This is a genomic window from Prosthecobacter gellanilyticus, from assembly GCF_007992435.1.
Lineage (GTDB): Bacteria > Verrucomicrobiota > Verrucomicrobiia > Verrucomicrobiales > Verrucomicrobiaceae > Prosthecobacter > Prosthecobacter gellanilyticus.
Map to the genome: position 1 here is coordinate 79,890 of NZ_BKAG01000027.1, position 11,781 is coordinate 91,670.

The 11,781-nt window shown below is 59.9% G+C and carries 5 protein-coding genes and 1 pseudogene; 4 read left to right on the forward strand and 2 right to left on the reverse strand.

Annotation, left to right across the window (positions count from 1 at the left end):
* Window positions 1-10 precede the first annotated feature (10 nt).
* Entirely contained in the window at window positions 11-3,010 is a 3,000-nt protein-coding gene (locus tag BGE01nite_RS17740; RefSeq protein WP_146852086.1) for a Calx-beta domain-containing protein, read from the reverse strand.
* A gap of 156 nt (window positions 3,011-3,166) precedes the next feature.
* Between BGE01nite_RS17740 and BGE01nite_RS29430 the strand changes: the two genes are divergently transcribed.
* The 4 genes and pseudogenes from BGE01nite_RS29430 (at window position 3,167) to BGE01nite_RS17755 (ending at window position 5,246) form a co-directional block, all read left to right on the forward strand.
* A complete protein-coding gene (locus tag BGE01nite_RS29430; RefSeq protein ID WP_218033024.1) occupies window positions 3,167-3,409 on the forward strand; it encodes a hypothetical protein in 243 nt (80 codons plus the stop codon).
* Window positions 3,345-3,542: pseudogene (locus BGE01nite_RS29910) on the forward strand (IS1 family transposase); the annotation flags it as partial. The gene BGE01nite_RS29430 and the pseudogene BGE01nite_RS29910, both read left to right, overlap by 65 nt.
* 457 nt (window positions 3,543-3,999) lie before the next feature.
* The gene (locus tag BGE01nite_RS17750; protein ID WP_146852088.1) at window positions 4,000-4,476 is read left to right on the forward strand and encodes a hypothetical protein; all 477 of its coding nucleotides are present in this window, start codon (window positions 4,000-4,002) and stop codon (window positions 4,474-4,476) included.
* 23 nt (window positions 4,477-4,499) lie between these two features.
* Window positions 4,500-5,246, forward strand: a complete 747-nt coding sequence (locus BGE01nite_RS17755) for a hypothetical protein (RefSeq protein ID WP_146852090.1) — start codon at window positions 4,500-4,502, stop codon at window positions 5,244-5,246.
* A gap of 10 nt (window positions 5,247-5,256) precedes the next feature.
* On the opposite strand, the gene BGE01nite_RS17760 is transcribed toward BGE01nite_RS17755, so the two are convergent.
* The gene (locus BGE01nite_RS17760; protein WP_146852091.1) at window positions 5,257-11,529 is read right to left on the reverse strand and encodes a Calx-beta domain-containing protein; all 6,273 of its coding nucleotides are present in this window, start codon (window positions 11,527-11,529) and stop codon (window positions 5,257-5,259) included.
* Window positions 11,530-11,781 lie beyond the last annotated feature (252 nt).

Sequence of the window (11,781 nt, forward strand, 5' to 3'; positions counted from 1 at the left end):
GAGGGGCGGGTCAGTAGGCGGGTTTGATGTCGATGGAGCCGCTGCTGATCAGGCTACTGCTGGGCACGGGAGCCAGGAAGAAGCCGCTGGCCGTGTCCAGGGGCTGGAAGACGGCCCCCTTGAATGGCGTGGGCTTCTCCGTACTCATCTGGTAGGTGCCAGTGAAGAAGCCAGTGGCCGGGGCGAACTTCAGGGTCACCTTCACAGTGGGGTTCAGCGGCAGGGCGATGCGGTTATCCTCCAGCAGGCGGAAGACCTGGGTGGCGCCGTTGACGAGCATGCCTGGGCCTTTAATCAGGATATCTGCCGCGCCCTGGGTTTCCCGCACGGCATGGATGATGGGATTGCGCTTGCTATAGACATACTGGCAGGCATCAACGCTGGTCGCTTGGCGAAAGCCACTTTTGAAGGTCTTGTCCGTCGGCACCGGTTCCTTGAACCAGGTCAGGTCAGATGAGAAAACGTTGTTCGTGAAGTCAGGCACATCAATGAACATGTCAGAGCAGAGGCTGCCCTTGCCTTTGTAGAGGGGGACAAAAAGCGGGAGCATGTCGTAACCGCCGATCTGGCCTGCGGCGGTCACGAGGGTGTCGTCCGCCAGGACGCCGGTGATCTTCACATCCCCCTTGATGCCGACGGTGATCGAGAGGAAGCCGTCCGCTTTAGGCACGTCACCCACGGCATTGGGCAGGCGGTTAATCCGCGCCGTCAGGGTGAAGGGCTTCTCATTCATCTCCACCGTGCCGCCGAAGATGATGCGCCAGGCCTGGATGTCCGCAGTCTTGCCGCCCATGGATATCAGGCAGCGGATGCGGTTGCCATTGTCGGCATAAAAGAGATTCAGCAGCACGTTCCCGCCCGTCTTGCGGGTGATGGTGACGGTGGACTTCCCGGCGGCGTTGAAGGTTCCGCTGAAGGGCGCAGTGGCGGAGCTGCCCATCAGCAGGCTGCCGGTGAAGCTGCCGTTCCCGGTGGCGTTGATCTTGATCGTGCCAGCCAGCGCCGGGTCATAGGGGAAGACCTGGGAAAGGCCGGTGTAGTTGGCCTTCAGTGGGATGAAGGGCTCGTCATCCGCGATGTTCACGGTCGCGAGTGACAGGCCAAAAGCAACATCCGGGCTGGCGTTGGTGAGCCTTACCTGGAAGGTCTCCTCCCCCTCAAACCGGCGGTCTTGGTAGATCGGGATGCTGATCGTGGCGGTCGTGGCCCCATCGACAAAGTTCACTAGCGTGTAGGTACCCGCATAATCATCGCTACTGGCACTGCCGTTGAGGGTGAAAAGGTAGCACGATACCGGTGCCGGCACCGCCCCGCTGATGGTGCCAACATTGCATGTGAGGGTGATGCTGGCGTTGATCCCTCCCTCAGTGGCGTTGAACGTGGTGCTGCCGAGGCTGATCACACTGGGCACGAAATCCGTCAATTGCTGCCAGTTTAGTTTCACGGCCTGCTCATCCATGGTCGAGATGCTGATGCGGTATGTCGCGCCATTGATCACTGGGAAGGTGCAGCGAGCCGGGTCGGCATGGCTGCCACTGACCACATTGAGGTTTTCCAGGTCATTGTTGTTTGCCACGGTAAGAGTCGTCGCGTTGGCGCTGCCGTTCGTGTCAAAGCGCATCACGCCGGTGAAGGTGGCCGTCCAAGAGTACCAGATGGACCGGGTATTATTGTTGGCATTGAGTTCCACTTCCTCAATGCTGGCCTCGTAGGTGTAGGCGCTGAGACTGCCACTGGCACCCGTGATGACCTGCGCGTCGGCAAAGTCGTCGTTGGCCGGCTTGTTCACCATCAACCAGTTCAGCTCCAGAGGCCCAGGGGCGCCATAGCTCGGGACAGCCAGGCGGACACGGTAAGTCGTGCCGCTGGTGACGTTGATCTTCACCAAGCTCTCGCCATAATCGGAGTGGGGGGATTGATCATTGGAGCCGATCAGCGTCAGGTCATTCACGGCGGTGCCGGTATAGATGTTTAGCAGCGTATCCAGCTCAGAGCCATGGGTGTCAAAGACCACCTTGCCCGTGGCTGGGGCCACCCAGGAATACCAGATGGACTTCAGCCCGCCGCCAGGCTCATCCACCTCTATGGTGGAGACGGTGTTATCGCCAGTGATCGTGCCTGAGGCACCCGTGATGGCTGTGGCAGCAGCGAAGTTGTCATTCACCGCAGTTGGCGTGATGCTCCAATTTAACACGGTTGGCAAAGTGACGCCGCTGCTGTAGCTCCCCACACGCACATAATACTGGCTGCCACTGGTCACCACAAACTCCACCTGGCTCTCATAGCCGGAGACGCCATAGCCATTGTCGCTTGAGACGATGGAAGCTAGGCTGTTCAGCGTCGTGCCCTGATAGATGAGCAGTGTGGTGTCGTTGCTTGAACCGATGGTGTCTACCGTGGCTAGGCCACTGCTGGCTGGCGTCCAGATGTACCAGATGGACTTATTGCCAAGGGTAGTCTCACCGGATTCCAAAGTTGCGGCTACCATCTCTTCAGTCAGCGTCCCCGTGTCACCTGGGAGCGCCTGCGCAGCGGCGAAGTTGTCATTCGCCGGTTGGCTGACCAGTGTCCAGCGCAGCATCGTGGGGGCTCCCGGATGGCTGAGGGCGTAACTGCCGATTTTGATCCAGTAAATGGTGCCGCTGGTCACGGGGAGAATGATCAGGCTTTCGCTGCCTCCCCCGCTCCCATCATCCGTCGCCAGCGTGGTCAGTTCATTCACCGCAGTGCCTGTGTAGATGCCCAGCATCGTGTCAAAGCCCGACCCAATCGTGTCAAAGGTGACACTGCCAGTCGCAGGAGCCGTCCACGAATACCAGATCGAACGATAGCGCAGGGAGGGCTCGAATGTTTCCAGCGTAGCGTCCACATTGGTGCCCGCCTGGGTGCCAGTGTTTCCGGTGATGACTGCCGCCGAGGCGAAGTTGTCATTGGCGGGAGGAGCGGCCTGTAAACTTGGCATCCAGAGGGCAGACAGTGCTGCGCAGGTAAAGATGTGTTTGAATTTCATGGGCTGGCTTGATGGTAGGCTTGGGAGTCAGGTGCTGAGTGCCTTACTTTGCGGAGAGAGGGGGGATGCGTCATCTCCCCCTGATAACTACAGGTCTGGCAGCGGGGCGACACAGAAATTCTGAGCAGAGAGAACGACCTTTTAGAAGAGGCCGCCATGATCCTCGGCACCGAACCCCTGGCAACTCCGCACAAAATGATCTTCAGAGCGGTGAAGGATGGACTCACCCTTGAACGCATTGCGACGGCACTCAATCTTCGCGTCAAAGACATCCGAGACAGTCTTCGCCTCCTGGATGGCATTGATGAAGAAGTGGCAGACATGCTCAAAGACCGGCATCAAGAAAAAGAAGATTACTGGCAGCCCAGAGAAAAGCCTCGTCTCCACCTCCTACATTGAGCGCCAGAACCTGACGATGCGCATGTCTATGCGTCGGTTCACACGCCTCACGAATGCCTTCTCCAAGAAGATCGAGAACCCCATGGCGGCAATCTCGCTCCATTACATGCACTACAACTTCTGCAGCGTTCATTAGACTCTCCGTCTCACTCCTCCCATGCAGGCCGGAATCTCAGATCACGTCTAGAACATTGAAGAGGTGATTGCGCTCCTCGGGGAAAAATGAAGCTATACCACTACCCACTCATGGATCAAACCCCCAAGCAAGACCAAGGGCCTTCCGCATCATATCGAAGGGTTGGCGAGCCTTAGCGAGCCTACCCTGGAAGCCTGCCGAACATCCGTCTCTCCCACGTCGGACCCCAACGTGGGTCCCGCATCTCTCAATGAGGCCTCGTTTCTTCCCGTGATCTGGCACCTTCTAGGGGGCTGCCATCCCATTCTTGGAATCCACTGGCCATCTGAGTTGCACGGTCCGTCTGGGCGCACTCACCGCCACTTGTGAAGCGGGCGAGGGTGTTTAGTCGATTAGCGTCACTCACAAATGATGCTGACAAGGCTGGCAGATCATCCCATCTTCCAAAGGAACAATGCACCATTCACTCTCCAGGTTCCCCCACATCGAGTTCTCTCGCGAAGCGGTGAGCAAGCGGGCAAAGGAGACGAAAGCGATCATTGGCGAACTTGTCCTCGTTGCGAAGCATCCTGATGGAGAACATCGCTTGTATCGAAATGAAAAGACCGATGAATACTGGCAGTATGCATCTGCGTGGAACTGGGGTGCCAAAGCCTACTGCTTTATTGTTCCTGAGATCGAAGTCGAGGATTGGAAAGCTCAGCGATATGTCGACCCAGATGAGATGATCGTTTTTGTCGGATCACTTCAGCAGTTTCTGGCAGTTCCCGCTAATCGTCGAATTCCAGAACTCTTGAAGCATGTCCGTATGCTCCAATCTATCAGAACGATGCCCTCGGATCCTGAGGGGCGGTGGTTCGGACCCTACTTGAAAGAGAACGTCATTCCGGATTTTGACCGCATCAGTGCTTCCAATGCACACGAGGCGTAACATTAACTCCCAAACTTGCCTCTATGAAACCCATCCTCCCATCTGTTCTCTTCATGCTGGTAATTGGAAGTGCTCCTCTAAACTTTGCCGAGGACGCCAAGGGAACCACATTAACAGCCCAACCAAAAGTGCCGAAAGTCTACACCGTGCCCGATGACAGCCTTTCGCCCGACGGCCATTATGGCGTCACCGTGCCCACAACCGATGAAGTGCCGGAGAATGAAGGAAAGAACAGCCTCATCGAGGTGAAGACCGGACGAGTGCTGGCAGACCTGCAGACCAAGTTCGTGGCCTGGACCCGGCGCAATCATGGTGAGCCTCAGCCCGCACGCTGGTCGAAAGACGGATCTCTTTTGTTGTGGGAAGCTTCGGGCAAGTGGTCTCCCGCAGCCATCACGCTTGTGAAGATCGAGAAGGGTGCTGTGCTCTGGCAGATCGATGTCCTGAAAGCCGCCGAACAGGAGATCCTGAAAGCCACTCAAAAAGCCAAGCCAAAGCAGTATGCGAAGGCCAAGAAGGAGAACGAGGGCAGCGGCGCGGCCTATCCGGAAGGATTCACCGTGGATGTGAAGACGGAGGAGAAGTCGCTGGAGATACCGCTTTGGATCAGCGTGATCCTGACCTCCAATCCAAAAGGGATCGAAGGCGTGGACGCCCTGGAGTCCTACTTGCTCGGCACCGTGGATGAGACCGGCAAATTCACCGTGAAAGAGTTTGGCTTCGAGCTGCCCAAGTCACCGCACTTTGTGGACAGTGACACTTTTCATTAGACCGGTTCTCTCACGGCCGCGTGACTCGCACGCGCATAAAACAGCGTTCATAGCCCGCCGGGGTCACGCTGGCGCGCACCGTTTGAATGCCGCCGCTGGTGCTGAGAACTTGTTCGGTGACGCCGCTGGTGCTCCAGGCACCCAGGCCCGCGCTCCATTCGACGGCGTAGACGAGATCCGGGGCGCTTGCAGGTCGTGTGTAAACGAGGTGGCACTGGCCGCCGGAGTTTTCGGCGTGAGGGAGATCGCCGTTTGAGCTGCCCTGCGCATCCAGAGCCAGGGCGTATTCGAGGAGATTGATGATGCCATCTCCCTCGGGGTCCGCATTGTCACCAGCGATGGCGGGATTGCTGGCGTTCGCGCCAAACTCAGCTGCGCGCCAGTCATAGATGGGACTCGTGGCGGTGATGGTCACATCATCAAGCGTGCGCACCTCGCCGTCATCGATGATCAATCGGTAAACATAGGTGCCGGGCTGGGTGACGGTGGAGATCGTGGTGGCCGCATTGCCGAAGGTGCTGGCCGCAGGTCCGCTGATCTGGGTCCAGACGGCGGTGGCGCCAGCGGTCATGGCATCGTCATTGAGAGTGCCATTGAGCGGGATCGTCATGGCCTGGGGCAGCATCACGCTGGTATCGGCTCCGGCACTCACAAAAGCGCCCACATTTTCCGTCACGCCGGTGATGCTGATGTTGTCGATCAAGGCCAGGTTCAGCCGCGTGGTGCTGGCAGACATGACGGCAGGTCCGGCGAGGATGTCCGTCCCCATGGCGATGGTCTGGGTGCTGCCGCGCTGGGTCCAGTTGACGCCGTCCGGTGAATCAAAGGCGGAGAAGGAACTGCCGCTGCGGACCAGCCGCACCCAGTAACCGGGTGAGAGGCCGCTGGTGGTCGTGCTGGAACCAGTGCTGCTGGTGCTGGTGCGATACTGGAAGGCGCTCAGGTTGCCATTGATCGGCGCCATGAACATGGAGGCAAACCGGGAGCCGGCGGCGGTGCTCTCACGCAGCATGATGCCGATGCGTGCCGCGCTGGAACTGAAGGTGGTGCTGCGCACGCGGGCGGTGAAGCTGCTGTTGCCGCTGAGCGGGCGATGACGCAGGAGGAAGTTGTCAGAGGTGCTGGAGAGCAGGTTCCCGCCGCCGACCAGAAGATGCGTTCCGTTTTGCGTCACACCGGCTCCGGGGAGCGTGGGGCTGTTGATGTTCGCATTCGTCCAGGGCGCGACTGCCACGCCCACGGCGAGCGTCACCTCCGCCTGCGAGGTCTGCGTTCCGTCATTCGCTGTTAGGCGCAGTGTGTAGGTGCCATTGGCGGAGAATGTGGCCGTGGTCGTGGTGGCGGAAGCATCGGCAAACGCGGCGGTGCCCGGGCCGCTCACCTGGGTCCACAGGCTGGTGACCGCTCCATCATCGCTGACCATGCCGGCAAGCTGCAGCGTGGTGCCCGCAGGCACGCCAGGTGAAGCGCCTCGCGGGGAGAGGATGGCGGTGAACGGCGCATCATTGGCGGAAGCATCACCAATAGACATGGAAACACTGGCACGGGGTCCAGGAAGAAAGTTTCCGGAGCCTGCCAGACTAACCATCAATGTTTCAGCGGCTTCACTCAGCGCATCGGTGGAGGCTGTGACCACGCGGTCCACACTGGCGCTGCCAGCGGGGATGGTGATGGAGGTGGGAATGCTGGTGACGTCCGTGCCATTCGTGGCAGTGCCGCTGAAGGCCAGAGGCACGGCCAGTGCCTGCGTCGTGGGGCCGCTGCGCGTGATGCGGAAGGTGGCAGTGTCCGCCGTGCCCTCATGCATGAAGGGGTCCACGATCTCCAGGTTCACGCGCGGCTCGTTGTCGGTGATCAGGACGCTGTGCTGCGTGGCATTGCTGGTGAGGATCGCATTCGTGGCATTGCGTAGCTGCACCACGAAGGCCTCGGGATCCTCGGGCACTTCATCATCCCGAATCGTGAAGGGGATCTGCTTTTGTGTTTCACCCGGTGCGAAGGTGAGGACGCCGACAGGCAGCGTAAAGTCCACCCCGCTGCCGAGCGCGCTGGCGGTGAGCACCCCATATTCCACGGAGCTGGTGTCCGTGGTGGTGCCGGTGCGGCTGACATGGATCACGCCTGCGCCCGAGGCTTCGTCCACCGTCGTGCTCACGCTGGCAAAGGCGAGATTGCTGGTGAAGCCGGAATCATTGTCGGTGATCAGCAGCGTGGTGCTGGCCACTTCCACACCGTAGTTTGCGATGGAGTTCACGGTCATGGTCACGCTCTCCACGCCTTCGGCCAGCGTGTCTTCGATCGGCACCACATCCACAAAGGCTCCCGAACTGCCCGCGGCGATGCTGGCCGTGCCGCTGAGCGCGGTGTAGTCAGTGCCTGGTGTGGCCGTGCCGCTGATGCTGTAGCTCACGCTCAAGGCGCTCGTCGTGGAGCCCGTGCGGCTGAGGTAAAAACGGCTGGCGGCGTTCTCGGCTGTGCTCAGCGCATTCACGGAAACATTCACCGTGGGCTTGTCATCATCACGAATCACGGCGGTGATGCTGTTCTGCACATCCACCGTGTAAGACGCGCTCGGCGTGAGCGTGATGACGACAGTTTCCGCATCCTCCAGCAGCGCATCATTCACCGGTATGATGCTGACGTTGGAAGTGTTGTTCTTGCTGATCAAGAGGCTGCCGGCCAGCGCGGTGAAATCACTGCCTGAGGTGGCCGTGCCGGTGACGGTGTAGTTCACAGTGATGTTCCCCGTGCCAGTGCCGCTGGTGGTGATGCGGAAGGATCCAGCATCTGTTTCAGTGATCACGCCATCGAGCAGGTTGATGGCCACGAGCGGCAGGTCGCTGTCGTCATTGATGTTGACGGTCGCGCGATGGGTGGCGCCGGCGCCGAGTTGATAAGCATTGGAACTGCGCAACTGCACGATCACATCCTGGGTGGGCTCACCGAGCGCGTCATTGATGGGCAGCACATCCTCCGTGACAGTGCTGGAGCCGGCGGCGAAGCTGACGACGCCACTCAGCGCCTGATAGTCCACACCATGCGTGGCCAGCCCGCTGATGCCGTAATGAGCGATGAGCGGAAGCGTGAGGTCGCCCGTGCGGGTGAAGGTGAAGCGGCCGGGATCTCCGTTCTCGTTGGCGGTGGCATCCGTGGCGGTGACGGAGACGGTGTTGATGTCGTCATCGACCAGCTTGGCCGTGGCGCTGCTCGGCGTGCCCACCACATATCCGGTGCCCGTGCTGAGATTGAGCGAGATGTTTTCCAGCCCCTCCACCGCGCTGTCATCCGTGGGAGTAAGCGTGATCGTGGCGCTGCTGCTGCCAGATGGAATGGTTACAAAGTTGGTTGGGCTGATCGTGTAATCCGTGCCACTAAGGGCCATGCCAGCACCGGTGGTGACGGCGTAGTTCACATTGATGGAGGCAGCTGTGGAGCCTGCGCGGGTGACGGTGAACTGGATCGTGTCCGAAGCATTGTTCTCAACGGCCTCAGGATCGTTCACCACGATGCTGACGCGCGGATTCGCCGTGTCCTGATCCAGGATGGTAAAGACGGCCGTCTGTGGGCCTGACGGGATGTAACCCGGCGCATTGATGAGTGAAACCGCAAAGGTCTCCGGCCCCTCGCTGCTCGAATCTGTGGCGGCTGTCAGTGTGAGGTCCACAAACCCGCTGCCCGCAGGAATGGTAAAAAGTTCCAGCGGAGAGGCCGTGGTGGTGTCCGGTGTGGTGGAGAGGGAGTAATCACTGATGTAACCCGCGGCTCCCTGGAGGTCGGTGGCCACCACCAGGGCCGCAGTGGCGCTGCCAGTGCGGCTGATACGCAGGGTGGCGGTGTCCGAGGCATTGTCCTCCGTCAGTTCAGCATCAATGGCCTCCACCATCACACGTGGCAGATTGGGCGTGGCCGTCCAGTTGGCACCAGTGATGCCCGCCGAGGCGATCGTGGCGGGATTCGTGAAACCAGCGGTGAAGGAATATCCAGCCTCCAAGGCGGCCACGGTCACGGCGCCGTTGGCGAGATTGGTGATGCGATAGAGGCCATCACTATCGGTTAGGCCGCCGCGCCAGGAGCCAGTGGCCTGACCATTGGACATGCGGATGCCGGAAAGAGGCGCGCTGCCATCCATCACGTAACCTTCAATGTAATAAGTGGAGGGCGTTCCCACGGTGATGAGCAGACTCTTGGTGATGCTGCCACCCTTCATGTCACTCACCGTGCACTGCACATTGTAGTAGCCCGCCGCAGTGTAGGTCTTGGTCTGGGTGGAGGCGTTGTTGATGCTGAAAGTGGGGCTGTAGAGAGTGCCGCTCACAGGATCCCCGAAGGTCCAGGCATAGGCCAGCGTGTCACCATCCGAATCCGTGGCAGTGACGGTCAGGTTGATGGCGCCGTTAACTGCAGGTGTGCTGGTGCTGGCGGTGAGGGAATCAATCGTGGGCACCTGGTTGCCCGTGAAGCTGCCGGTGTTCACCACCACATCCAGAGACTCAGGTGTGGTGCCGCCTTTGCTGATGGGCGTGATGTGCACACCCGCGGCCGTGTCTGAGTAGGTGCGGCCCATGGCAAGCGCTGAGTCCGTGCGGTCATCGGGTGAACCTGGAGTCATGTCGAGCAGTTGCGTGCCTAGGTTGCTGCCGCGCGTGGTGCCATTATCCTGGCCGCTGCCATTGCCCCAGGGGCTCCAGTTGAGGGTGGCGCCGCTCATGAACCAGGGGTTGGTGTTGTGCCGCTGGCGGAACTCCACCCAGTAATCACGATCCGTGTCCTTGGCGACCTTCAGGCCATATCTCCGCGCAGGATCCTGGTTCACCTGATCCGTTTGAAAGATGCGGTAAGTGCCGCTGGCGAGAGCTGTGTGATAGGTCTCCGGCGTGAGCCACTGCAGCTGGTCCTTCATGCTGGCATTGAAGTGCCCGCCGCTGCCGCTGTTGCCCATGACATCCAGCACATGACCGTATTCCACATTGGCTCCCGGGCCGATGATGCTGGCACCGTTGGTGTTCCAGGAGTTGCTGTGCCAGACGCCCACGTTATGGCCAAACTCATGCTCAAAAGTGCCGATGGAGGTGCTTTTGAGCCAGGTGTTGCCACCCCCCACGCTGCCCAGTCCGCCGAAGCTGCCCGGACCGCCGGTGTAGATGCAGACAAAGTGCTGGTAATCATCCGTCGGATATCCCAGCGCACGCGCTGCCTCGCGGGCATCACTCATGATGGGGTTGTTGCTGCCGGTGGTGTTGTAATCCTGGATATACCAGGCCTCCGACCTTGGCATAACCAAGATTGGCGTGACCGTGCCGAGGAAGCTGCAGCGGCCGTAGGAGCTCTCCTGAAAATAGTCGGTCAGTGATTTGCAGTTGGCCCAGGCATCTTTCTCTGTCTGCACTTCCTGCAGGCGGTCCGGGAAAGAAACGCGCATGTAGATGAACTTGCGCAAACCCGTGCTGGTGGTGCGGGTGATGGGCAGCGTGCCGGTGGGAGTGCTGGGACCGCCCGTGTTACCTTCACCAGCCACGATCTCGTTCTCATACGCGTTGATATGAGCACTGGCGCAGAAGTGAATGATCTGGGTGTCCGTCTCCACCGCTGGCGTGTCCTCGGTGATGGGCTCAGGACTCGGCGGCATGGGCAGCGGCTTCTGTGAGACGGGGCAGACATATTCCTGCTTTTTGTTAGGATCAGGGACCTCGCCTGTTTCCAGCACACGCACGCGATTCTCACTCAGCGCCAGCTCACGGTCGACAGCAACGCCCCACATCATGGCATTCGGCGTTGTTGGTTGGGCCGCACGCTTGCCGTACACGTGAGCGCGCAGTTCCTGGTCGTTGAGGGTGGCGAAGCGGCGCACGCGCGGCTCGGAGGGATCACTGTCCGGAGAAACCGCGAGCACTTCATACAGGCCGCGTCCGCTGATGCGCTGCTCGAGCCTCTCCACGATCTCGGCGGGCAGCTTTTGCCTGATCGACATAGGCACGGCGCTTTCAAGGGCACGCTGCGGATCCGTTTGAATCAGCTCCTTCATCGCCGCGCGATGCGATTCCGCCAAAGCGAGGCCATCCTGAAGCTGGCGGGCCTTTTCATCCGCCAGATAGTCCTGCGCCCAGTCGGTGAAATCAGCCACAGCTCGCGGCAGATGCGCGCGCTCGATCTTGGCAGGCGCGGAAACCTCGGACGACTGTTTCTTGATCTCAGGGGTCGATGGCCGGGATCGTGCCAGCCACCAAGTCAAGCCACCCGCCACCAGAACGAGGGTGAGGATTCTGAAAAGGTAAGGGCGGGGCATGCGGAAAACCCTACATTACCCCACCTGATCCCCTGCCATCCAGCCGCAAATGGGCTCGATGGCGGAAATCACAAAACTCTGACCTTTCGGCGATTACAGAGCCAGCGCGGCGATGACGGCGTCACCGATCTCGTGTGTGTTCACCTTCCAAAAGTACTCATGCGCTTTAGCGCGTGAAAACGAAGGAGGCCGAATGATGAATTCGGCCTCCTCGTTTGGATGCAGGATCTCTGGAGCTGGCAGGGCGGGTGC